The following is a 20,883-nucleotide window of genomic DNA, read 5'->3' on the forward strand; positions in this document are numbered from 1 at the left end:
TCCCCAAATAAGCGCTTTTGCTGATCATGACGTGCGACGCATGGCTTCAGTGATGCGCTCAGCCGCTGCCATCACGGGCACGGCGTGCAGCCGGCCAGGGGCTCTCGTCAGCCTTTCGATGGGTCCCGAAACCGAGACCGCCGCGATGACCTTGCCGCCGCTGCCCCTTATCGGCGCGGAAACGCTGGCCACTCCTTGCTCGCGCTCGCCGACGCTGTGCGCCCAGCCCCTGCGCCGCACCGACGCCAGCGTGGCCGCGGTGAACTTGGCGCCGCGCAGCCCCCGGTGCAGGCGGTCGGGCTCCTCCCACGCCAGCAGGATCTGGGCGGCCGAACCCGCCGTCATCGGCAACGCCGAGCCCACAGGTACGGTGTCGCGCAACCCGCTGGCCCGTTCGGCCGCGGCCACGCAGACCCGCTCGTCACCCTGACGCCGGTAGAGCTGCGCGCTCTCGCCGGTCAGGTCGCGCAGTTGCATTAACACGGGCGCGGCCACCGCGAGCAATCGATCCTCGCCCGCCGCGGTGGACAACTCCGAAAGCCGCGGGCCGAGCACGAACCTGCCCTGCGTGTCACGGGTCACGATGCGGTGGTGCTCGAGTGCGACGGCGAGCCGGTGGGCCGTGGGTCTGGCCAGGCCGGTGGCCTGGACCAGCTGAGCCAGCGAAGCGGGACCCGCTTCGAGGGCATTGAGTACCAGAACGGCCTTGTCCAGTACGCCGACTCCGCTAGAGTTGTCCATACACCGATACTGCCGTCTCGACATATGAGAAGGCAAGTCGGAGGACTCTCCCGCGAGGGAGCGCGATGGTGAGCATCGCATCAACCAGGAGGAGATCATGGCCCGCACATTGGCGGAGAAGGTCTGGGAGCAGCATGTCGTGCGCCGCGCCGACGGCGAACCCGACCTCCTCTACATCGACCTGCACCTCATTCACGAGGTGACCAGCCCGCAGGCGTTCGACGGTCTCCGTCTCGCCGGCCGGCCCGTGCGCAGGCCTGAGCTCACCATCGCCACCGAAGACCACAACGTGCCGACCGTGCTCGGCCCGATCTCCGACCCGGTGTCCAAGACCCAGGTCGAGACGCTGCGCAAGAACGCCGCCGAGTTCGGCATCCGGCTCTACCCTATGGGTGACGCGGGCCAGGGCGTGGTCCACATCATCGGCCCGCAGTTCGGCCTGACCCAGCCGGGCATGACGATCGTCTGCGGTGACTCCCACACCTCCACGCACGGCGCGTTCGGCGGCATCGCGTTCGGCATCGGCACCTCCGAGGTCGAGCACGTGCTGGCCACCCAGACGCTGCCGGCCTACCGGCCGAAGACGATGGCCATCGAGGTCACGGGCGAGCTGCCCGTCGGCGTCACGGCCAAGGACCTGATCCTGGCCATCATCGCCAAGATCGGCACCGGCGGCGGCCAGGGCTACATCGTCGAATACCGCGGCGAGGCCATCCGCAAGCTCTCCATGGAGGGCCGCATGACGGTCTGCAACATGTCGATCGAGGCCGGCGCCCGCGCGGGCCTGATCGCGCCCGACGAGACCACGTTCGAATACCTCAAGGGCCGCCGGCACGCGCCGACCGGCGAGGCCTGGGACCAGGCCGTCGCATACTGGAAGTCGCTGCGCACCGACGACGACGCCGTGTTCGACCAGGTGGTCGAGATCGACGCCTCGACGCTCACGCCGTACGTCACCTGGGGCACGAACCCGGGCCAGGGCCTGCCGCTGAACGCGTCCGTGCCCAATCCCGAGGACTTCGCCGACCCGACCGCGCGGTCGTCGGCCGAGCGGGCACTGGAGTACATGGGCCTCACGGCGGGCACGCCGCTGCGCGAGATCGAGGTCGACACGGTCTTCGTCGGCTCGTGCACCAACGGCCGCATCGAGGACCTGCGCGCCGCCGCCGAGATCCTGCGCGGCCGCCAGGTCACCACCCGCACGCTGATCGTGCCCGGCTCGATGATGGTCAAGGCCCAGGCCGAGCAGGAGGGCCTGCACGAGGTGTTCAAGGCCGCCGGCGCCGAGTGGCGCGAGGCGGGCTGCTCGATGTGCCTCGGCATGAACCCCGACACACTCCAGCCGGGCGAGCGCAGCGCCTCCACCTCCAACCGCAACTTCGAGGGCCGTCAGGGCAAGGGTGGCCGCACCCATCTGGTGTCGCCGCAGGTCGCCGCCGCGACCGCCGTCACTGGCCATCTGACCGCCCCCGCCGACCTCGTTTAGGAGAGCCTTCCGATGGACGCCTTCACCACCCACACCGGTACGGCGGTGCCGCTGCGCCGCAGCAACGTCGACACCGACCAGATCATCCCGGCCGTCTGGCTCAAGCAGGTCAGCAGGACCGGGTTCGAGAAGGGCCTGTTCGCCGCCTGGCGCGAGGACCCGACGTTCGTGCTCAACGACCCGTCCTACACCGGCGCCTCGATCCTCGTCTCGGGTCCCGACTTCGGCACCGGCTCCTCGCGCGAGCACGCCGTATGGGCCTTGCAGCAGTACGGCTTCCGCGTCGTGATCGCCGCCAGGTTCGGCGACATCTTCCGCAACAACTCCACCAAGATGGGCCTGCTCCCCGTCATCCTGCCGGGCGAGAAGGTCGAGGCCCTGCAGGCGGCCGTCGAAGCGGAGCCGGGGCTGGAGGTGACCGTCGACCTCGCGGATCGCCAGGTCCGCTGGGCCGATGAGGCCGTCGGTTTCGAGATCGACGACTACACCCGCTGGCGCCTCATGGAGGGCCTCGACGACATCGGACTGACCCTGCGTCATGCCGAGGATGTGGCGGCGTACGAGAATGGTCGGCAGCCATGGCTGCCGACGACCGTCTAGAAGACGACGCACTGGCGCGGCGGCTGCGCGAAGCGCACCGTCGCGTCCGCATGCTGCCCGCCGCCGAAAAGGAACGCCTGGCCCGCCGCTACGTCGCGATCTGCGATCTGGCCAAGCGGGATCCGGAAAGGGCGGCGGCCCGCCTAGAGGCGTTTCTCGCCGCGCTCGACAGCGATTTCGACACGCCACGCGCACCCGAAAACACGCTCGGTGATTGAGTTCCCTCGCGATCCCGCCTACTTTCGAGCGCGTAAGGGGTTTCTACGTAGGATTCATGAGCTGGAACCCCGAGCCGTAACTGGGGGAGCAGAACTTTATGAACAAGCGAGAACTCGTCGATGCCATCGCAGATCGGGTGGGCGACAGGAAAACGGCCACGGAGGCCGTGAACGCGATCATCGACGCCGTCCAGAAGGCGGTCGCCAGCGGGGACAAGGTCTCGATCACCGGCTTCGGCGCTTTCGAGATGGTCCACAAGCCGGCCAGGAGCGCTCGCAATCCGTCAACGGGTGCCGAAATCCGGGTCGCGGAGAGCTGGGGACCCAAGTTCCGTCCGGGCTCGGACTTCAAGGAACTCGTGAACGTCGGCGGCAAGAAGCTCGCGAAGAAGAAGTAGGCAAAGAGGCAGCCGGGCGCCCGGTCCCCTTCGTGGGGCCGGGCGTTTCCTTATGCGGGCAGCGGAAAGGTCGACAGCGTTATGTAGGTGATCTCGTCATCCGCCATCGCGAGGCGGACCCGCTGCCCCGAGCGCAGCAGCCGCAGCGGCCCCGCGTCGAAGGCGGGCGCGCCGAACTCCAGCACGGTCCCGTCATCGAGGAAGACCGAGCCGGAACGCGTCACCGGATCGAAACTGCGTACCGTCGCCTGCATGCGGACCAGCGTAAACGGTGGGCGTCCGCGCGGCGAGGGCGTCACGAAGGCGGCCACAGCTCGGCGACCACCGCCGCGGTGTGCCGCCCCAGCCCCAGGGCGATGGCGGCACGCAGGTCGTCGGGGGTGTCCACGTCGCGCCTGACCGAGTCGATGCCCTCCGGGCACAGCTCCTTGGCGCCGCCCGCCAGGTGCTTGGCCCGCGACTCCCCGCCGAAACGCGGCGTGAACGGGCGGCCCGGTCGTACCCCGTAGAAGGTGGTGCCGACGTCGAGCGCGTCGGGCACGAAGGACTGGTCGAACTCGGCGGCGCAGGCCAGCGCGGTGGCCAGCTCCGCCGGGCGCAGGGCGGGCAGGTCGGCCTGCAGGGCGCCGACCGCGTCGCCGGGCGCGATCCGTACGGCGTGCGCCGCGCCCGTACGCAGGGCGGTGTTGAGGCCGCGGTCGGGGTCGTGCACCACCTCGGCGCCCAGCGCGGTCAGCGGCCCGGCGGCGGCCGGGTCGGCGGTCACCACGATTACCCGGGCCACCAGCGGGCAGGAGAGCGCCGCCGCGACGGTGTCGCAGGCGACGGCGACGGCCAGCCGGGTGCGGTGGGGACCCGTGGCGGCCGCCAGTCGTGTCTTGGCCGCGACCAGCGTCTTCACCGGAATGACCAGTGACCAGCGGATGCTCATAGGGTTAAGCATCGCGCCTCGACATCCCATGCGGCCAACCGGGAGACTTGGGGCGCAGACCGTAGGAGGAGATCATGAGCCGCCCCACGCGCCCATCGCGTTTCTGGGAGACCCTGGCCGTAGTGATCGTGAAACCATTGTCATGGCTCCTGATCAAGAAGGACTGGCGCAGGGGCGAGCGCATCCCCCGTACCGGCGGCGTGATCATCGCGGCGAACCACCTCTCCTGGACCGACCCCGTCCTGCTGTCGCACTTCCTCTACAACAACGGTCGCTGGCCGGTCATCCTGGCCAAGTCCGTGCTGTTCAAGGTGCCGCTCCTCGGCCACGCCATCCGCTCCCTGCGGGCCATCCCGGTCGAGCGGGGCAGCAACGAGGCGGCCAGGTCGCTGAACGAGTCGTCGGAGCGGCTGAGGGACGGCGCCGCGATCTTCTTCTATCCCGAGGGCACCTGCACCCGGGATCCCGACCTGTGGCCGATGGCCGGCAAGACGGGCGCGGCGCGGCTGGCCCTGGCGAGTGGCGCGCCGGTGATCCCGGTGGCCCATTGGGGCGCGCAAGAGCTGCTGCCTTATGGGCACAAACGGCTCAGGCTGTTCCCGCGCAAGACGTTCCACGTGATGGTGGGGCCACCGGTCGACCTGTCGGCCTACTCCGGCAAGCCGCCGGAGGCCGAGGTGTTGCGCGCCGCCACCCACGACATCATGATGGCGATCACCGCGCAGCTCGCCGAGCTGCGCGGACAGAAGGCCCCTGAGGCCCCCTACGACCCCGCCGGGCGGTGACGGCATGACGAAGGTGGCCGTGTTCGGCACCGGTTCGTGGGGCACCACGTTCGCGATGATCCTGGCCGAGGCCGGCAACCGGACCGTGCTGTGGGGGCGCCGGCCGGAGCTGGTCGCGGGGATCGAGCGCAGCCACACCAACCTCGACTACCTGCCCGGCGTGGCGCTGCCCACCTCGCTGCGCGCGACGACCGACCCGGCCGAGGCGCTCGACGGCGCCGACTTCGTGGTGCTCGCCGTGCCGTCGCAGTCGCTGCGGCCCAACCTGGCCGCCTGGCGCGAGCACATCCCGCGTGACGCGGTCCTGGTCAGTCTGATGAAGGGCATCGAGCTCGGCACGACCAAGCGGATGAGCGAGGTCATCCGCGAGGTGGCGGGGGTGCCCGAGGACCGGGTCGCCGTCGTCTCGGGCCCCAACCTGGCCAAGGAGATCGCCCAGCGCCAGCCCGCCGCCACCGTCGTGGCCAGTGCGGACGAGGGCGTCGCCGCGCGGCTGCAGGACGTCTGCCACCTGCCGCCGTGGTTCCGCCCCTACACCAATACCGACGTGGTCGGCGTCGAGCTGGGCGGTGCGGTCAAGAACGTGATCGCGCTGGCCGTCGGCGTGGCCGCGGGCATGGGGATGGGCGACAACGTCGGCGCCATGCTGATGACCAGGGGACTGGCCGAGATCTCCCGGCTGGGCGCGGCGCTCGGGGCCGACCCGCACACGTTCGCCGGACTGGCCGGGATGGGCGACCTGGTGGCCACCTGCACCTCGCCGCTGTCGCGCAACCGCACGTTCGGCGAGAACCTGGGCCGCGGCATGACGCTCGCCGAGGTCATCGCCGCCACCAAGCAGACCGCCGAGGGCGTCAAGTCCTGCGAGTCCGTGCTCGAACTGGCCAGGAAGCACGACGTGGAGATGCCGATCACCGAGGTCGTGGTGGGCGTGGTGCATGACGGCATGTCGCCGAGCGAGGCCGGGATGCTGCTCATGTCCCGCTCGCCCAAGCCCGAGCGTTACGGCGTATGAGGACGTGACCGCGCGCTTGACTCGCTGTCCCGGGTACACGCCGGTAGATTCGGACCTCATGAGCAAGCCACGCGTCGCCGTCGTTTTCGGAGGTCGCAATTCCGAGCATGCCGTATCCCTCATGGGAGCCGGCAGCGTGCTGGAGGCGATCGACAGGACCAAGTACGAGGTGATCCCCATCGGGATCGCCCAGGACGGCAGGTGGGTGCTGGCCGCGGCAGACCAGCGGTTCGCCATCGAGGCCGGCGAGCTGCCCGCCGTCGACACCACCGGCGCGGCCCTGGCGCTGCCGTCCGGCGGCAACTCGCTGGTGGCCTACGACCCGGGCAGCATCCCCGTCGAGCTGGGCGACGTGGACGTGGTCTTCCCCGTCATGCACGGCCCGTTCGCCGAGGACGGCACGATCCAGGGCCTGCTGGAGATGGCCGGGGTCCGCTACGTCGGCTCCGGCGTGCTGGCCAGTGCGGTGGGCATGGACAAGGCCCACATGAAGACGGTCATGGCCGCCGCCGGGCTGCCGATCGGGCGTTATGTGGTGGTGCGCGAGCGTGACTGGCGGCTCGACCGGGACCGGGTGCTGAAGGAGGCCGAGGGGCTCGGCTGGCCGGTGTTCGTCAAGCCGGCCAGGGCCGGGTCGTCGCAGGGCATCTCCAAGGCGCACGACCGGGCCTCGCTGGAGCGGGCCGTCGAGTTCGCCCGCGAGCACGACCCCAAGGTGCTCATCGAGGCCGCCATCGAGGGGCGCGAGATCGAGTGCGCGGTGCTCGAATCACTCGGCGACGAGCCCGCGATCGCGTCGACGCCCGGCGAGGTCAGGGTTCAGGGCGGTCAGGAGTTCTTCGACTTCGAGGCCAAGTACTACCCCGACCAGATGTCGCTCACCGTGCCCGCCGACCTGCCGGAGGCGGTGGCCGAGGAGCTGCGGGCGATGGCCGTGCGCGCGTTCGAGGCGCTCGACTGCGAGGGGCTGTCGCGGGTCGACTTCTTCTACACGCCTGAGGGGGAGCTGGTCTTCAATGAGATCAACACCATGCCCGGGTTCACCTCGTTGTCGGTGGCGCCGCAGCTGTGGGCCGCTTCGGGGCTGTCATACCCGGCGCTGGTCGACCGGCTCATCCAGCTCGCGCTGAACCGGTCACCCGGATTGCGCTGACATCTTGCCGATCGGCCCCGACAGGTCCGCGAGGACCGAAGGGGCCACGTGTGTGCCCGCGATCGTGACCTCGACGTAGGCGGGGTCCGCGATCGCGGTGTACAGGGTCGGCCTGTCGGGGTCGGCGAACCAGCCCACGCCGTCGATCTCCTGCAACGTGTCGGTCGGCGCCATCCGCGCGGGGCGCGGCACACCGCAGCGGAGCGCGATCTCCGCCTCCCCCCAGACCGCCACGTACGGCGAGGCGGGCGTGGACTCACCGCGTGGGGCGCCGTCGAGCGTCTTGGGCAGCCGTCCGGCCAGACTCACGCAGGCCGCCGCCGCCTCGGCCGATGGCTTGGGCGGCTCCACTTGTACGGCACCGCCGCACCCGGCGAGGGTCAGCAGGGCGAGCAGGACAGTGGCGCGGCGCATGAAATAGATTTACCTCAGATGTGCACGATCGGGCACGTCAGCGTACGCGTGATGCCCTCCACGGCCTGAATCTGGGCGACCACCAGCTTGCCCAGTTCGTCGACGTTGTTGGCCTCCGCGCGCACGATCACGTCGTAGGGGCCGGTGACGTCCTCCGCCTGCGTGACTCCCGGGATGCCGGAAATCTCGTGGGCCACGCTCGCGGCCTTGCCGACCTCGGTCTGAATAAGGATGTAGGCCTGCACCATTACGTCCTCCCGGGCGATTCGATCACGCCGAAGGGCCACCGTACCCTGTGCGCGTAAGGAGGTGCGTCATCACAGTCGGAGATCTCGGCGAATTCGGAGCGGTGTCTCGTATTTCCGGAAGATTGCCGCAAGGTGCGACGGTGCTGCTCGGTCCCGGCGACGACGCCGCAATGGTCAGCGCGCCCGACGGACGCGTCGTGGTGTCTACAGATCTGCTACTCGAGGGTAGGCACTTTCGCCGCGATTGGTCCAGCGGGTACGACGTGGGGCGTAAAGCCGCAGCTCAGAACCTGGCCGACGTGGCTGCCATGGGGGCCGTGCCGACCTCCATCGTGGTCGGCCTGGGGATGCCCCCGGACCTGCCCGTCGAGTGGCTCGACGCGCTCGCCGACGGGTTCCGCGACGAGTGCGCGGTGGTGGGGGCGAGCGTCGTCGGCGGCGACATCGCGCGCAGCGAGCTGGTCGTCATCGGGGTGACCGCGCTCGGTGACCTGGGCGGCCGGCCGCCGGTGACCCGGTCGGGCGCGCGTCCGGGGCAGGTGGTGGCCGTAGCCGGACGTCTCGGGTACGCCGCCGCGGGGCTGGCGCTGCTGGAGTCCGGGTGGGCGGCTTCGCGGGGAGTACCCCTCTCCCCGCCGCAGGAGGCGCTCTGGGAGGCCGTGGCCGCGCATCGGCGCCCGTGCCCGCCCTACTCCGCGGGACCCGAGGCGGCGGAGCTGGGGGCCGCCGCGATGCTCGACGTGAGTGACGGGCTGCTCCAGGACCTCGGGCACATCGCGGCGGCCAGTGGCGTGCGCGTCGAGCTGGACCCGGCCGCATTCGTCGTGGGGGAGCCGGTGGCGGCGGCGGCCAAGGAACTGGGGGCCGATCCGCTGGACTGGATCCTCGGTGGGGGCGAGGATCACGCGCTCGCGGCGGTGTTCCCCGCAGAGGTGGCGCTCCCGCCCTCATGGCGGATCGTGGGAGACATCATCGCAGGTCAGGGCGTGGTCGTCCGAGGCCGTGAAACTGGTCATGCCGGATGGGATCACTTTGCGTGACATTCTGCCGCGATTTGTGTAAGGTTTGGCGGATTTGGGGTGTGACTACCGGGAATGCTGGGACAAAGCCGTAGTAAAGGTGTTATGAAGATTGGCGGCCACTGTAACCGGCAGAAAGGGCAGCCATATGGGCCGCCACGGCACAGGTGGATCTGACGACGAGGATGAATGGGGGGACGAGGGCTCCGACGATTCTCAGGAGGACCTCAGGTTCACCACCGACCCCGCCGCGAGGTGGGCCGCCGTCCCGGATCCGACCGCCAAGAGCGCCTTCTGGGGCCCGGACGAGCAAGGGGCCGAGCCGCCAGGCTGGCCCTCGCCGCCGGACCAGGTCGAGGTGACAGGCCAGTGGGCGCCGATGCCGAAACGGGAAAGCGGACCAGCCCCGGCTGGACCGGTCCCGCTCGCATCGGTTCCTGACGTACGGCCAGACCCGTTCGAGACGACTGGCGCGTTCGCGCCGCCGCCGCGGTCGAAGGCCGCGGGCAGGCCCTCGGAGTCGTCCGCCGAACCCCCGAGCGTGTTCACGCGCCCGGAAGGCCCCGGAGGGAACTTCACCCGGCCCGAGGGGGCTCCGGGTGCGTTCATCATGCCTCCCGACGACTCCTTCACGCGGCCTGAAGGGGCGTTCCCGCGGCCCGCAGGGCCCCCTGGGGGGCCGGGCGCGTTCCCGGAGGGGCCCACCGAGACCACGGGGGCCTTCCTGCCCCCCGAGGGCGTGTTCAACCAACCGCAGCAGCCTCCAGCCGGCGGGTTCAACCGCCAGGAGGGGCCGTTCGAGACGACCGGCGCCTTCACGCGTCCGGAGTGGGACGCCGGCCGGCCACCTGGCCCCGCCGGGGAGCCCTCCTCGAACGAGACGCGTGACTTCAACGAGCCGTTCGGCGCCACCCAGGTCTTCGGCTCCAACGAGGTGTTCGGGCCGCCGCCGAACGAGCCGCCCGCGCCGGGCGACATCAAGGTGTACGGCGCGCCGACCATGGTCGACGCGCCCACGCCCGCCTGGGCGGACAGTGGTGACAACGCCGACAACGGCTTCCTCGGCTCGGGCTGGTCGTCGGACGAGCCGCTCGACGAGCCGGAGCCGCGCAGGCGCCGTGGCCGCAAGAAGCGGGACGCCGACCCCGACGTGCTCGCCGCACCACCCAGTGGCGGGCGGGGCAAGGTGGCGCTGCTCTCGGTCGCCGCCGTGGCCGTCGTCCTGGGCGGCACCGTCGCCGGCGTCAAGTTCATGAGCTCCTCGGACGACCCGGGCAAGTGCGCCGGCACCACCTGCGCCGCCGTACAGGTCTCCAACCAGCCCGGCCCGAAGGTCACCGAGTCGGCCCCGGAGGAGGAGGACACGGAGGAGCCCTCCGACGAGCCGACCGAGGAGAAGACCAAGCCCGCCAACACCCCGAAGCCGTCGGCCACGGTCAACGTGCGCACGCCGCGCCGTAGCGCCTCACCGACACCGACGCCGACCAAGACGAAGACGAAGGAGCCGGTCAGGCCCACGAGGGAGCCGGTCGCGAGTCCCACGGAGAGCCCCACGGAGGAGCCGACCGAGGAGTCCACGACGATCAACGACCCCAATACGGGCGCCCCCGTGGATCCCCAGTCCTCTGCCACGGTCGCCCCCGCGGGCGGCCAGTCGGTGAGCCTGAACTTCGACGTGGTCAACCAGGGGCTCGTGGGCTACACCGCGCACCTGGACGTCGTCAACTCCTCCGGGGTGACGCTGCCGTCGGCCACGGTCTCCCTGCCCATCCATGGCCGGGTGCTGGACGTGACGGGCGGCGGGTGGACACAGGACGGCGATCTGCTGATCATCGATCTGTCCGAGTCGCTCGACACGGGCGGCTCCACCCAGCTCACGATCTCGGCCACGGGCCGCGGCGCCACACCGGCGAACTGCGGCATGGTCGGCGGGGAGTGCGCCGTCAACTAACCGGCCAGATGGTTGGATGGGCGATATGACGGTTACGACCCCTCCACGCGTGCTGACCGTCGCCGGTTCCGACTCCGGCGGCGGCGCGGGCATCCAGGCCGACCTCAAGACCATGCTCGCTCTGGGCGTCCACGGCATGAGCGTCATCGCCGCGGTGACCGCCCAGAACTCGCTGGGCGTCCAGGGCTACTGGGAGCTGCCGCCCGAGGCCGTACGGGCGCAGCTCGACTCGGTGCTCGGCGACATCGGCGCGCAGTCGGTCAAGACCGGCATGCTGGCCTCGCCGGGACTGGTCGAGGTCGTGGCGGAGGTGCTCGGCTCGTACCCGGCGCCGGTGGTGGTCGATCCTGTGGGCGTCTCCAAGCACGGCGACCCGCTGCTGGCGCCCGAGGCCGTCGAGACGGTCAGGACGCGGCTGCTGCCGGTCGCCACCGTCGTCACCCCCAACCTGTGGGAGGTCGAGCAGCTCACCTCGGTCAAGGTCGAGGACGAGCACGGCCTGCGCCGCGCCGCGGACGCCATCCTGGAGCTGGGCCCCACCTGGGCCCTGATCAAGGGCGGCCATCTGCCCGGCGAGCCCGTGGACCTGCTCACGGACGGCACGAGCGAGTATCGCTTCTCCGCCCCGCGCCTGGACAACCGGCACACGCACGGCACGGGCTGCACGCTCGCCTCGGCGATCGCCGCCCGCCTCGCGCTGGGGGACGACGTGCCGACGGCGGTGGGCAAGGCGAAGGAGTATGTGACGGGCGCCATCGCCAGTGGCTTCCCGCTCGGCGACGGCATCGGCCCGGTCGACCACGCCTGGCGCTGGCGCTGAGTCCGCCCCCGGACATGGCGAAAGCCCGCCGCTCGGTATCGAGCAGGCGGGCTTGCGCGAAAGTCGGAACCGGCTAGCGAGTGACCTTGCCGGCCTTGATGCACGAGGTGCACACGTTGAGCTTCTTCGGCGTGCCGCCGATGACCGCGCGGACCGTCTGAATGTTGGGGTTCCAACGACGACGGGTGCGGCGGTGCGAGTGGGACACGTTGTTGCCGAAGGTCGGCCCCTTGCGGCAGACATCGCAGACGGAAGCCACGGTATCGCTCCTTAAAACAGTCGATGTGTAGCCCTGTCCGCTTGATGCTTTCCGGGCGAAGGGCATGCCGGGACACCCGGCCAGCCAGACGAGAATATCCGATCCGCACCACTGGGCGCGAACTCGCGCACTAGACGGGCCCAGATGCGGCGATATCCTCCTCCATGAACGGTAGCGCATCCTGGGAGGTCGGAGCGCGCAGATGGAGGTTCTCGACCCGCCCGCCGTACGCCGCTGGGCTCGCCTGGCCACCGACGCGCTGGGCGGCGCCAAGGCGGAGATCGACGCGCTCAACGTGTTCCCGGTCGCGGACGGCGACACCGGCACCAACCTGCACCTGACCATGCTCTCCGCGGCCGAGGCGGTCGAGGCGCTGCCCGACGACGTGGACGCCGCGGTGATGTGGCAGACGCTCTCGTACGGCGCGCTGATCGGCGCCCGGGGCAACTCGGGGGTCATCGTCAGCCAGGCGCTGCGCGGGCTCGCGGAGGTGCTGAAGGACGGCTCCGACCTGCGCGCCGGGCTGCTGCGGGCGGCCACCTTGGCCAGGGAGGCCGTGGCCAGGCCGGTCGAGGGCACCGTGCTGAGCGTGCTGGAGGCCGCGGCGCGGGCCGTACAAGAGGTGACGGGAGACCTCGCGGCGGTCGCGCGGCGGGCGGCCGGGGCGGCGCGCGCGGCGCTGCGGCGCACGCCCGAGCAGCTCGACGTGCTGGCCCGCAGCGGCGTGGTGGACGCGGGCGGCGCCGGGCTGGCGATCATCCTGGAGTCGCTCGAACGGGTGATCACCGACTCCCACAGCGACCGCTACGACGTGCCCGCGCCGACCGCGCGGATCTCGCCGATGACCGAGGTGGGCGCCGGCTACGAGGTGATGTACCTGCTCGACGCCGACGACGACGCGGTGGCCAAGCTGCGCGAGGAGCTCGACGCGATGGGCGACTCGCTCGTGGTGGTCGGCGGCGGTGGCCTGTGGAACGTCCACGTCCATGTCGGCGAGGCCGGTCCCGCGGTCGAGGCGGCGCTGCGCGCGGGCCGGCCGTACCGGATCAGGATCACCTACCTGGCCGAGCGTACGCACCGGGCCAGCGCGGGCAGGGGAGTGGTGTCGGTCGCGGCGGGCGACGGGATCGCGGCGCTGTTCGAGGAGTGCGGCGCGGTCGTGGTGCGCCGGGACCCCGGTACGCGGCCCACGCTGCCCGCGATGCTGGCCGCCATCCGGGAGGCGGGCAGCGAGGTGGCGGTGCTGCCGAACGACGAGGGCGCCCGGGCGGTGGCGACCGCGGCGGCCGAGATCGCCCGAGAGGACGGCGTCGTGGTCAGCGTGCTGCCCACCAGGGCGACCGTGCAGGGCCTTGCCGCGCTGGCCGTACACGATCCGCTGCGCCGCTTCGACGACGACGTGGTGGCCATGACCGACGCGGCCGGGCACACGCGCCACGGTCACCTGGTGGTGGCCGACCGCGAGGCGGTCACGAGCGCGGGCGTGTGCCGTCCCGGTGACGTGCTCGGGCTGATCGACGGCGACGTGTCGGTGATCGGCGAGACGCTGGAGGACGTGGCCACGCTCGTCGTGGACCGGATGGTGGCGGGCGGCGGCGAACTGGTCACCCTGGTCACGGGCGCCGACGCGCCGGTACGGCTGGCCGGACACGTCGAAGCGCACCTCGGGGCCATCAGGCCCGACGTGGACCTGGTCGTCTACGACGGAGAACAGGGCGGTTACCCGCTGCTCATCGGTGTCGAATGATTCCTGTCGGCCGCAGGCGGTAGAACATAGTCCCGTGAGCCGTTTCGACGAGCCCCTGACGAAAGCGCTCGACCCCAAGACCGCCAAGCTGCTGCACAGCGTGCTCGGCCTGGAGACGGTCGGCGACCTGCTGCGCCACTACCCACGCCGCTACGCCGAGCGCGGGGAGCTGACCTCGCTCGACGCGCTGGAGGTCGACGAGCACGTCACCGTGGTGGGCGAGGTCACCAGGCTGATGCGCAAACCCATGCGCAACCGCGGCGGCACCTGGCTGGAGGCCGAGGTCGTCGACGGCGGGCGCAACAAGATCTACCTGGCGTTCTTCGGCAAGGGCTCGCACGTGGCCGAGTCGCGGCTCAAGCCCGGGCGGCGCGGCATGTTCGCCGGGAAGGTGGGCCTGTTCGGGTCCAGGACCAACCCGCGCTGGCAGTTGTCGCATCCGGAGTTCGAGCTGTTCGAGGAGGGTGAGGCGAGCGCGGAGGACTTCGCGGCGGCGCCCGTCCCGATCTACCCGGCGGGCAAGGACCTGACGCCGTGGGCGATCAGGCGGGCGATCGGCGTGGTCCTCGACACGCTCGGGCCCCTCGACGATCCGCTGCCCGTCTCGCTGCGGGCCCGTCGCGGGCTGGAGGAGCTGGGCGAGGCGCTGGTGGCCATCCACCGGCCGAAGGACTTCGCCGACATGCAGCGGGCGCGCAAGCGGCTGAAGTTCGACGAGGCGTTCGTCCTCCAGGCGGTGCTGCTGCAGCGCAGGCAGGCGGCGACCGCGTGGCCCGCCAAGCCACGCCCCCGGCGCGGTGACGGCCTGCTGGCCGACTTCGACGGACGCCTGCCGTTCACGCTGACCGAGGGGCAGGCGCTCGTCGGCGAGGAGATCGCCGCCGACCTGGCGCTGGAGCACCCCATGCACCGGCTGCTGCAGGGCGAGGTGGGCGCGGGCAAGACCGTGGTGGCGCTGCGCGCGATGCTGCAGGTGGTCGACGCGGGCGGCCAGGCCGTGCTGCTGGCGCCCACCGAGGTGCTGGCCCAGCAGCACCACCGCTCGATCCGCGGCATGCTGGGCGACCTCGCGCAGGGCGGCATGTTCGGCGGCACGGCCGTCACCCTGCTCACCGGCTCCATGGGCGCCGCCGCGCGCAGGTCCGCGCTGCTCGACGCCGCGTCCGGCACCGCGGGCATCGTCGTGGGCACGCACGCCCTGCTCCAGGAGCACGTCCAGTTCGCCGACCTGGGGCTGGTCGTGGTCGACGAGCAGCACCGGTTCGGCGTGGAGCAGCGTGACGCGCTGCGCGAGAAGGCCGGCGGCGGCCGTCCGCACGTGCTGGTCATGACCGCCACTCCGATCCCGCGCACGGTCGCCATGACGGTCTTCGGCGACCTGGAGGTCTCGACGCTGTCGCAACTGCCCTCGGGCCGGGCGCCCATCACCACCCACGTCGTGCCCGCCGCCGAGAAGCCGCACTTCCTGGAGCGCACCTGGGAGCGGGTTCGCGAGGAGGTGGCACTCGGCAGGCAGGCCTACATCGTCTGCCCCCGCATCGGCGATCTGGAGGGCGACGAGGGGGACCTGGCGGCTCCGCCGTCGTCCGACGAGGAGCGGCGCCCGCCGCTGGCCGTCCTCGACGTGGCCGAGCTGCTCTCCGAGGGGCCCTTCCACGATCTCCGGCTGGGCGTCCTGCACGGCAAGCTCCCGCCGGAGGAGAAGGACGCGATCATGCGCGCCTTCACCCGCGGCGAGCTCGACGTTCTCGTCGCCACCACGGTCATCGAGGTCGGCGTCGACGTCCCCAACGCCTCAGTCATGATCATCATGGACGCCGACCGCTTCGGCGTCTCCCAGCTCCACCAACTCCGCGGCAGAGTAGGCCGCGGCGGCCTCCCCGGCCTCTGCCTCCTGATCTCCGACTTCCCCGAAGGCACCCCCGCTCGAGCCCGCCTGTCGGCAGTGGCCGCGACCCTCGACGGCTTCGAGTTGTCCCGCGTAGACCTGGAGCAACGCAGAGAGGGCGACGTCCTAGGAGCCGCCCAATCAGGCAAACGCTCGTCCTTGAAGCTGCTCCAACTCCTCCGCGACGAGGACGTCATAGAAACAGCGAGAGAAGACGCCGGGGCCCTCTTGGCAGCCGACCCAGCCCTGACCTCAAACGACGCCCTGCGCGCGGAGATAGACCGCCTGCTGGCAGACGAAAAAGCGGAGTACTTGGAGAAGACCTGAGAACGGCCCGCAGAGAGTCCACGGAATCTGAGTAAGAATCGCACGTAACGGCGCCCGACCATGTGCGGGTTCAGCGGCCGTTTTCCTGGAGGCCCTCAGCCACGTATGGCGGGTGGCGGCCAACCCGGCCGTGCCGTAAAAACAAAAAAAGCCCTTGATCTTGATGTTGATATGGTGCCCAGCCGCGGGGACGGCCTCCCCCCGAATGCCGTCCCCGGCTGGGCCCACCCTCGGGTCAGGTGCCGAGGGAACCGGCGTGCGGAAGGGCTCACGATCACGCCGGTCGGCCTTCAACTGGGTCACCTTGAAGGCCGCAGGACCCATCATGCGAGACCCTCCGCGCGTTGGGAATCACCCTTGCGTACTCGAGGCCGACACTTGTCCACTCTTGACCTGCGTGGACATGCGGAACAATGGTCCGCATGACTCGGATCATCGCGGGGAGCGCGGGTGGCAGGCGGTTGGCCGTGCCGCCGGGGCGCGGGACGAGGCCGACCAGTGACAGGGCGCGAGAAGGGATCTTCTTGACCCTCGACTCCCTGCACGGGCTGGAGGGGGCCCGGGTGATCGATCTGTACGCGGGTTCGGGGGCCGTCGGGCTGGAGGCGCTGTCCCGGGGGGCGGACTGCGCGGTGCTCGTGGAGTCCGACCCCAGGGCCGTCCGGACGATCAAGGCGAACGTCGAGGCGCTGGCGCTGGACGGGGCCCGGGTGGTGGCCGACAAGGTGGAGCGGTTCCTGGCAAAACCCGATGACGGCGGATACGACATAGTTTTCGCGGATCCGCCCTACGCCGTCACCGACAGTGAGGTCACGCGCGTGCTGGAGTCCCTGCGCGACAACGGCTGGTTGATCAATGGGGCTTTGGTGGCGTTCGAGCGGGAAAGCAGGGGAAAGGCCCTCGTGTGGCCTGAAGGCTACGTTGAGGAGAGGGTCCGTCGCTACGGCGAAGCGTCCGTTTGGTACGGTCGCGCCGCCGGGAACCCGTAGACCTGGGGAGGCGTTTTGCGCCGCGTTGTCTGCCCGGGGTCGTTCGACCCCATCACCAACGGCCACCTCGACATCATCGGCCGGGCTGCCCGGCTGTACGACGAGGTGACCGTGGCTGTGCTCATCAATCTCGAGAAGAGCGGCCTGTTCACGGTCGATGAGCGGATCGAGGTCCTGCACACCGTGACCAAGGAGTACTCGAACGTCAAGGTGCGGAAGTTCCACGGTCTGCTCGTAGACTTCTGCAAGCAGAACGGCATCCCCGCGATCGTCAAGGGGATCAGGGTGGTCAGCGACTTCGACTACGAACTGCAGATGGCCCAGCTCAACTACCGGTTGTCCGGGGTCGAGACGCTGTTCATGCCGACGAACCCCGAATACTCCTTCCTGTCCTCCAGCCGGGTCAAGGAGATCGCCCGATACGGTGGTGACGTGTCCGGATTGGTGCCTGACCTGGTCCACGAGCTCCTCATCGAGCGGCTCAGGGGCTGACGCCAACCTGGTATCCTTTCATTTCGGCCTTGTACGACGGCGATAATTTCGCCATGCCTAGCGAGAGCAGATGACTCAGCACCTCGACCCCCGCTCCCCTTGGGTGATCTCCACTCACGACCTGGGTAGGCGACCGGGCTCGATGAAGCGGATGACCCTGTCCCTCCCGGCACCGGTGGATCTCGGCGTCAACATGATCGGTGTCCCCAAGGACGCCGAAGTCGAGCTGGAGATCCGGCTCGAAGCAGTGATGGAAGGCGTGCTCGTCTCGGGCACGGCGCAGGCCCCGCTCGCCGGGGAGTGCGTGCGGTGCCTGGACCCGGTCACCTCGGAGATCGAGGTCGACCTGCAGGAGCTGTTCTTCTACTCCAACGAGGACGCCTCGGAGGAGGATTCACTGCTCGACGGCGAACTACTCGACCTCGAGCCGACGTTCCGCGACGCGGCGGTGCTCGCACTGCCGCTGAGTCCCGTCTGCGGCGAAGACTGCACGGGCCTCTGCACGGAATGCGGGGTCAAGCTGGCCGAGGCCGGCGATGACCACCGGCACGAGAAGATCGACGCCCGATGGGCGTCGTTGCAAGGTCTGGTTACCGAGAACGATAACGATCAGGAGAAGTGACGTGGCCGTCCCGAAGCGAAAGATGTCGCGGAGCAACACCCGCGCCCGTCGCTCCCAGTGGAAGACGACTGCTGTCGCCCTGGTGAGCTGCCCGCAGTGCCGTTCGCCGAAGCAGCCGCACATCGCGTGCCCGACCTGCGGCACCTACAACCGCCGTCAGGTGATCGAGCCGTCCGCCTGATCGCACCGCCTGGTGAGCGGTCCGTGACCGCTCAAAGGGTTTGACGCACTGCCGACCGGGTGCCATGGTGCCCCGGTCGGCGTTACCGTCTGACGCGTGCGGTGGCGGTTCGCCCGCGGCCGTGGTGGACGCCGGGGTCTCGTCCCCCCGACGCCCACCACGTTTTCGGGCATCTTCCGCAGCCGTCGCGCCTTGTGAAGATGTCCGAGGAGGAAAGCACGTGGGCGCAGGTCCTAAGCCGGTGGCCGTCGAGGTCGCCAGAGAAGAGCTGGAGCGGGTGCTGCTGGTCGGCCTCGGGGCCGACATCCTGGAGCGGGCGCTGACCCACCGCTCCTACGCGTACGAGAACGGCGGCCTGCCCACCAACGAGCGCCTGGAGTTCCTCGGCGACTCGGTGCTCGGCCTCGTCGTGACCGACACCCTCTACCGCAACCACCCCGACCTGCCCGAAGGCCAGCTGGCCAAGCTGCGGGCCGCGGTGGTCAACATGCGTGCCCTGGCCGATGTGGCCCGCACGCTCGGCCTGGGCCGGTTCCTGCGGCTCGGCAGGGGCGAGGAGGGCACGGGCGGCCGCGACAAGTCGTCGATCCTGGCCGACACGCTGGAGGCGCTGATCGGCGCCGTCTATGTCGACAAGGGCCTCGACGAGGCGTTCCGGGTCGTGCACCTGCTGTTCGATCCGCTGATCGTCCGTTCGGCGTCGCTGGGCGCCGGCCTCGACTGGAAGACCTCGTTGCAGGAGCTCACCGCCTCCGAGGCGCTCGGCGTGCCCGAATACCACGTCGAGGAGAGCGGCCCCGACCACGCCAAGTCCTTCACCGCCGAGGTGCGCGTGGGCGGCGAGTCCTACGGCTCGGGCACCGGACGCAGCAAGAAAGAGGCCGAGCAGCAGGCGGCCGAGGCGGCGTGGACCCGCATCAGGGCCCGCCGCGAGCAGCGCGAGAGCCAGCCGGCGGGCTAGGTGCCAGAGCTTCCGGAGGTCGAGGTCGTCCGCCGCGGCCTCGCCGAATGGGTGACCGGCCGGGAGATCGCCTCGGCCGAGGTGCTCCATCCCCGCGCCACCAGACGCCACGTGCCGGGCGCGGAGGAGTTCTCCGCGCGCCTGAGAGCGCGCACGGTGCTCTCGGCGGAGCGTCGCGGCAAATACCTGTGGCTGCCGCTCTCGGGCGACGAGGAGGCGCTCCTGGCCCATCTGGGCATGAGCGGCCAGTTGCTCATCGTGCCGCCCGACTCGCCGCTGGAGAAGCATCTGCGAGTACGGCTCAGGTTCGCCGACGGCGGCTCAGATCTCCGTTTCGTGGACCAGCGGACGTTCGGCCACGTCATGCTGACCCCCCTGGTCGAGGGCATTCCCGCGCCCATCGCGCACATCGCCCCCGATCCGTTCGAGAAGTCGTTCGACGCCGACACGTTCGCGACGAACCTCCGCAAGAAGAAGACCGAGATCAAACGGGCCCTGCTCGACCAGTCATTGATCAGCGGCGTCGGCAACATCTACGCCGACGAGGCCCTCTGGCTGGCGAAACTCCACTGGGCACGACCCACCCAGACCCTCACGCGCCCCAAGATCGCCGAACTCCTGGCCGCCGTCCGCCAGGTCATGGGCGCCGCCCTCCTGCAGGGCGGGACGTCCTTCGACAGCCTCTACGTCAACGTCAACGGGGAGAGCGGCTACTTCGAGCGCTCCCTGGAGGTCTACGGCAGACGCGACGAGCCCTGCTCCCGCTGCGGCACCCCGATCAGGCGCGACCCGTTCATGAACCGCTCGTCCTACAGCTGCCCGACCTGCCAGCGAAAGCCCCGCTGAGCGAGCCCGAAGGACAGGTCCGGCCCCATGTCTGGAGAATGGGGGTACGGCGCCCAGCCCGCCGCGCCGCAAGCCCCGTGCGGCGGTCACGGAGCCGCAAAGGAAAAAAGGGGAGATCCCATGGTGAGGCTGACGGTATGGGTGAGGGGGAGGGTGCAGGGCGTGGGCTTCCGATGGTGGACGCGCGCGCGAGCGCTGGAGCTCGGACTCACGGGGTGGGCGAGGAACAGGCCCGACGGCCGGGTGGAAGTCGTGATGGAAGGCCCTGAAGAGGCCTGCGTCAAGCTCCTAGGGCTGCTCAGAGGTTGCGACACGCCGGGCAGAGTTGATGGAGTGGTGGAACGTTGGAGTGAAGCCCGAGGTAGTTTGGGGGGGTTTGTTGAGCGGTGAGGGGTTTCGTTTAACCGCCCAAATAGGGTATAGTTGTATGTCGGGAGTGCCCGGGGGATGGTCTACGCGGTTCGTTCGACTTGACCGCCCACACTGCCGGTGCGACTCTTGTTAGGTACCACGCGCACCCCTCCCGCGGAATAAGAAGTGCGCGAACCAGTCTGGTCACTCAGCGTGGAGGACCCTTTACCATGGCGAAGGCTCTACTCGGCCACGTCGGCGGTCCTGACCCTCGAATGGTCTCGGAGATGCGCCGTCTGCAACAGCGGATCCGGGATTTGGAGGCAGAACTCATCCGACTCCAGGCCACGAATGACGCTCTTGCGGCGCAAACCCGCGACGAGGCGTTCAGCCGTATGCAAGAGCGCGAGCCGGCACTTACCTAAGGGTGCCGGAGCGCAA

26 protein-coding genes are annotated in these 20,883 nt (G+C 70.0%); 20 read left to right on the forward strand and 6 right to left on the reverse strand.

The window, feature by feature from the left end; translation table 11 throughout:
- Window positions 1-24 precede the first annotated feature (24 nt).
- Window positions 25-741, reverse strand: coding sequence for an IclR family transcriptional regulator (locus KLK06_RS19400; RefSeq protein ID WP_214636939.1), 717 nt, complete (start codon window positions 739-741; stop codon window positions 25-27).
- A gap of 97 nt (window positions 742-838) precedes the next feature.
- Here KLK06_RS19400 and leuC point away from each other — a divergent pair, with 97 nt between their 5' ends.
- The 4 genes from leuC to KLK06_RS19420 all read left to right on the forward strand — a co-directional run bounded on the left by leuC (window position 839) and on the right by KLK06_RS19420 (window position 3,443).
- Window positions 839-2,227 carry a 3-isopropylmalate dehydratase large subunit gene (gene leuC / locus KLK06_RS19405; RefSeq protein ID WP_214636940.1) on the forward strand — a complete coding sequence of 463 codons (1,389 nt, stop codon included), beginning with the start codon at window positions 839-841 and terminating at the stop codon, window positions 2,225-2,227.
- A gap of 12 nt (window positions 2,228-2,239) precedes the next feature.
- Window positions 2,240-2,827: a 3-isopropylmalate dehydratase small subunit gene (gene leuD, locus KLK06_RS19410; RefSeq protein ID WP_214636941.1), complete on the forward strand. Its 588-nt coding sequence runs from the start codon at window positions 2,240-2,242 to the stop codon at window positions 2,825-2,827.
- On the forward strand, window positions 2,806-3,045 hold the full coding sequence (locus KLK06_RS19415; RefSeq protein ID WP_214636942.1) for a hypothetical protein: 240 nt from the start codon (window positions 2,806-2,808) through the stop codon (window positions 3,043-3,045). The genes leuD and KLK06_RS19415 overlap by 22 nt, the downstream gene beginning before the upstream one ends.
- 98 nt (window positions 3,046-3,143) lie before the next feature.
- Complete coding sequence (locus KLK06_RS19420) at window positions 3,144-3,443, forward strand: HU family DNA-binding protein (RefSeq protein ID WP_214636943.1); 300 nt, start codon at window positions 3,144-3,146, stop codon at window positions 3,441-3,443.
- Window positions 3,444-3,493: 50 nt separating this feature from the next.
- On the opposite strand, the gene KLK06_RS19425 is transcribed toward KLK06_RS19420, so the two are convergent.
- Window positions 3,494-3,697: a hypothetical protein gene (locus tag KLK06_RS19425; RefSeq protein WP_214636944.1), complete on the reverse strand. Its 204-nt coding sequence runs from the start codon at window positions 3,695-3,697 to the stop codon at window positions 3,494-3,496.
- Between the two features lie 41 nt (window positions 3,698-3,738).
- Entirely contained in the window at window positions 3,739-4,374 is a 636-nt protein-coding gene (gene cofC, locus KLK06_RS19430) for a 2-phospho-L-lactate guanylyltransferase (RefSeq protein WP_214636945.1), read from the reverse strand.
- Window positions 4,375-4,448: 74 nt separating this feature from the next.
- On the opposite strand from cofC, the gene KLK06_RS19435 reads away from it, so the two are divergent.
- From KLK06_RS19435 to KLK06_RS19445, 3 genes are read left to right on the forward strand one after another with little or no spacing between them, the layout of a single operon-like run.
- Window positions 4,449-5,159, forward strand: coding sequence for a 1-acyl-sn-glycerol-3-phosphate acyltransferase (locus KLK06_RS19435; protein WP_214636946.1), 711 nt, complete (start codon window positions 4,449-4,451; stop codon window positions 5,157-5,159).
- Between the two features lie 4 nt (window positions 5,160-5,163).
- Entirely contained in the window at window positions 5,164-6,174 is a 1,011-nt protein-coding gene (locus tag KLK06_RS19440) for an NAD(P)H-dependent glycerol-3-phosphate dehydrogenase (RefSeq protein ID WP_214636947.1), read from the forward strand.
- A gap of 58 nt (window positions 6,175-6,232) precedes the next feature.
- On the forward strand, window positions 6,233-7,327 hold the full coding sequence (locus KLK06_RS19445) for a D-alanine--D-alanine ligase family protein (RefSeq protein ID WP_214636948.1): 1,095 nt from the start codon (window positions 6,233-6,235) through the stop codon (window positions 7,325-7,327).
- Here KLK06_RS19445 and KLK06_RS19450 read toward each other — a convergent pair.
- Together KLK06_RS19450 and KLK06_RS19455 are read right to left on the reverse strand one after the other, a co-directional pair.
- On the reverse strand, window positions 7,310-7,741 hold the full coding sequence (locus KLK06_RS19450; protein ID WP_214636949.1) for a DUF3515 domain-containing protein: 432 nt from the start codon (window positions 7,739-7,741) through the stop codon (window positions 7,310-7,312). The genes KLK06_RS19445 and KLK06_RS19450 overlap by 18 nt on opposite strands.
- 14 nt (window positions 7,742-7,755) lie before the next feature.
- Entirely contained in the window at window positions 7,756-7,989 is a 234-nt protein-coding gene (locus KLK06_RS19455) for an Lrp/AsnC family transcriptional regulator (protein ID WP_214636950.1), read from the reverse strand.
- Window positions 7,990-8,057: 68 nt separating this feature from the next.
- Between KLK06_RS19455 and KLK06_RS19460 the strand changes: the two genes are divergently transcribed.
- The 3 genes from KLK06_RS19460 to thiD all read left to right on the forward strand — a co-directional run bounded on the left by KLK06_RS19460 (window position 8,058) and on the right by thiD (window position 11,779).
- Window positions 8,058-9,029 (forward strand): thiamine-phosphate kinase, encoded by a 972-nt coding sequence (locus KLK06_RS19460; protein WP_374197138.1) that lies wholly within the window; start codon window positions 8,058-8,060, stop codon window positions 9,027-9,029.
- A gap of 91 nt (window positions 9,030-9,120) precedes the next feature.
- Window positions 9,121-10,959: a hypothetical protein gene (locus KLK06_RS19465; protein ID WP_214636952.1), complete on the forward strand. Its 1,839-nt coding sequence runs from the start codon at window positions 9,121-9,123 to the stop codon at window positions 10,957-10,959.
- 16 nt (window positions 10,960-10,975) lie between these two features.
- Window positions 10,976-11,779, forward strand: a complete 804-nt coding sequence (gene thiD / locus KLK06_RS19470; protein WP_214636953.1) for a bifunctional hydroxymethylpyrimidine kinase/phosphomethylpyrimidine kinase — start codon at window positions 10,976-10,978, stop codon at window positions 11,777-11,779.
- Between the two features lie 73 nt (window positions 11,780-11,852).
- Here the strand turns inward: thiD and rpmB are convergent, their stop codons facing one another.
- A complete protein-coding gene (gene rpmB, locus KLK06_RS19475; protein ID WP_049556934.1) occupies window positions 11,853-12,038 on the reverse strand; it encodes a 50S ribosomal protein L28 in 186 nt (61 codons plus the stop codon).
- Window positions 12,039-12,240: 202 nt separating this feature from the next.
- Between rpmB and KLK06_RS19480 the strand changes: the two genes are divergently transcribed.
- The 10 genes from KLK06_RS19480 (at window position 12,241) to KLK06_RS19525 (ending at window position 20,867) form a co-directional block, all read left to right on the forward strand.
- Window positions 12,241-13,785: a DAK2 domain-containing protein gene (locus KLK06_RS19480; RefSeq protein WP_214636954.1), complete on the forward strand. Its 1,545-nt coding sequence runs from the start codon at window positions 12,241-12,243 to the stop codon at window positions 13,783-13,785.
- Between the two features lie 34 nt (window positions 13,786-13,819).
- Window positions 13,820-16,000 carry an ATP-dependent DNA helicase RecG gene (recG, locus tag KLK06_RS19485; protein WP_214636955.1) on the forward strand — a complete coding sequence of 727 codons (2,181 nt, stop codon included), beginning with the start codon at window positions 13,820-13,822 and terminating at the stop codon, window positions 15,998-16,000.
- A gap of 422 nt (window positions 16,001-16,422) precedes the next feature.
- Window positions 16,423-16,989, forward strand: a complete 567-nt coding sequence (rsmD, locus tag KLK06_RS19490) for a 16S rRNA (guanine(966)-N(2))-methyltransferase RsmD (protein ID WP_214636956.1) — start codon at window positions 16,423-16,425, stop codon at window positions 16,987-16,989.
- A 15-nt stretch (window positions 16,990-17,004) separates the two neighbouring features.
- Window positions 17,005-17,481, forward strand: coding sequence for a pantetheine-phosphate adenylyltransferase (gene coaD, locus KLK06_RS19495; RefSeq protein WP_214636957.1), 477 nt, complete (start codon window positions 17,005-17,007; stop codon window positions 17,479-17,481).
- A 70-nt stretch (window positions 17,482-17,551) separates the two neighbouring features.
- A complete protein-coding gene (locus KLK06_RS19500; RefSeq protein ID WP_214636958.1) occupies window positions 17,552-18,103 on the forward strand; it encodes a DUF177 domain-containing protein in 552 nt (183 codons plus the stop codon).
- Between the two features lies 1 nt (window position 18,104).
- Window positions 18,105-18,284, forward strand: coding sequence for a 50S ribosomal protein L32 (gene rpmF / locus KLK06_RS19505; RefSeq protein ID WP_033409409.1), 180 nt, complete (start codon window positions 18,105-18,107; stop codon window positions 18,282-18,284).
- Window positions 18,285-18,525: 241 nt separating this feature from the next.
- On the forward strand, window positions 18,526-19,245 hold the full coding sequence (gene rnc / locus KLK06_RS19510) for a ribonuclease III (protein ID WP_308127029.1): 720 nt from the start codon (window positions 18,526-18,528) through the stop codon (window positions 19,243-19,245).
- Window positions 19,246-20,091, forward strand: a complete 846-nt coding sequence (gene mutM / locus KLK06_RS19515) for a bifunctional DNA-formamidopyrimidine glycosylase/DNA-(apurinic or apyrimidinic site) lyase (RefSeq protein ID WP_214636960.1) — start codon at window positions 19,246-19,248, stop codon at window positions 20,089-20,091.
- A gap of 120 nt (window positions 20,092-20,211) precedes the next feature.
- The gene (locus tag KLK06_RS19520) at window positions 20,212-20,481 is read left to right on the forward strand and encodes an acylphosphatase (protein ID WP_214636961.1); all 270 of its coding nucleotides are present in this window, start codon (window positions 20,212-20,214) and stop codon (window positions 20,479-20,481) included.
- Between the two features lie 191 nt (window positions 20,482-20,672).
- A complete protein-coding gene (locus KLK06_RS19525) occupies window positions 20,673-20,867 on the forward strand; it encodes a hypothetical protein (protein WP_214636962.1) in 195 nt (64 codons plus the stop codon).
- Window positions 20,868-20,883 lie beyond the last annotated feature (16 nt).

Origin of the sequence: Nonomuraea sp. NEAU-A123 (assembly GCF_018603905.1) — a bacterium.
Lineage (GTDB): Bacteria > Actinomycetota > Actinomycetes > Streptosporangiales > Streptosporangiaceae > Nonomuraea.

What these genes read in the sequence shown, in the direction of transcription:
- KLK06_RS19450 (WP_214636949.1), bottom strand. Translation starts at nt 7,741, where the DNA reads ATGCGCCGCGCCACTGTCCTGCTCGCCCTGCTGACCCTCGCCGGGTGC.
- thiD (WP_214636953.1), top strand. Translation starts at nt 10,976, where the DNA reads ATGGGCGATATGACGGTTACGACCCCTCCACGCGTGCTGACCGTCGCC.
- KLK06_RS19415 (WP_214636942.1), top strand. Translation starts at nt 2,806, where the DNA reads ATGGCTGCCGACGACCGTCTAGAAGACGACGCACTGGCGCGGCGGCTG.
- KLK06_RS19445 (WP_214636948.1), top strand. Translation starts at nt 6,233, where the DNA reads ATGAGCAAGCCACGCGTCGCCGTCGTTTTCGGAGGTCGCAATTCCGAG.
- KLK06_RS19435 (WP_214636946.1), top strand. Translation starts at nt 4,449, where the DNA reads ATGAGCCGCCCCACGCGCCCATCGCGTTTCTGGGAGACCCTGGCCGTA.
- KLK06_RS19520 (WP_214636961.1), top strand. Translation starts at nt 20,212, where the DNA reads ATGGTGAGGCTGACGGTATGGGTGAGGGGGAGGGTGCAGGGCGTGGGC.
- KLK06_RS19455 (WP_214636950.1), bottom strand. Translation starts at nt 7,989, where the DNA reads ATGGTGCAGGCCTACATCCTTATTCAGACCGAGGTCGGCAAGGCCGCG.
- KLK06_RS19525 (WP_214636962.1), top strand. Translation starts at nt 20,673, where the DNA reads ATGGCGAAGGCTCTACTCGGCCACGTCGGCGGTCCTGACCCTCGAATG.
- leuD (WP_214636941.1), top strand. Translation starts at nt 2,240, where the DNA reads ATGGACGCCTTCACCACCCACACCGGTACGGCGGTGCCGCTGCGCCGC.
- KLK06_RS19400 (WP_214636939.1), bottom strand. Translation starts at nt 741, where the DNA reads ATGGACAACTCTAGCGGAGTCGGCGTACTGGACAAGGCCGTTCTGGTA.
- cofC (WP_214636945.1), bottom strand. Translation starts at nt 4,374, where the DNA reads ATGAGCATCCGCTGGTCACTGGTCATTCCGGTGAAGACGCTGGTCGCG.
- KLK06_RS19500 (WP_214636958.1), top strand. Translation starts at nt 17,552, where the DNA reads ATGACTCAGCACCTCGACCCCCGCTCCCCTTGGGTGATCTCCACTCAC.
- rsmD (WP_214636956.1), top strand. Translation starts at nt 16,423, where the DNA reads ATGACTCGGATCATCGCGGGGAGCGCGGGTGGCAGGCGGTTGGCCGTG.
- KLK06_RS19420 (WP_214636943.1), top strand. Translation starts at nt 3,144, where the DNA reads ATGAACAAGCGAGAACTCGTCGATGCCATCGCAGATCGGGTGGGCGAC.
- leuC (WP_214636940.1), top strand. Translation starts at nt 839, where the DNA reads ATGGCCCGCACATTGGCGGAGAAGGTCTGGGAGCAGCATGTCGTGCGC.
- KLK06_RS19425 (WP_214636944.1), bottom strand. Translation starts at nt 3,697, where the DNA reads ATGCAGGCGACGGTACGCAGTTTCGATCCGGTGACGCGTTCCGGCTCG.
- KLK06_RS19480 (WP_214636954.1), top strand. Translation starts at nt 12,241, where the DNA reads ATGGAGGTTCTCGACCCGCCCGCCGTACGCCGCTGGGCTCGCCTGGCC.
- KLK06_RS19440 (WP_214636947.1), top strand. Translation starts at nt 5,164, where the DNA reads ATGACGAAGGTGGCCGTGTTCGGCACCGGTTCGTGGGGCACCACGTTC.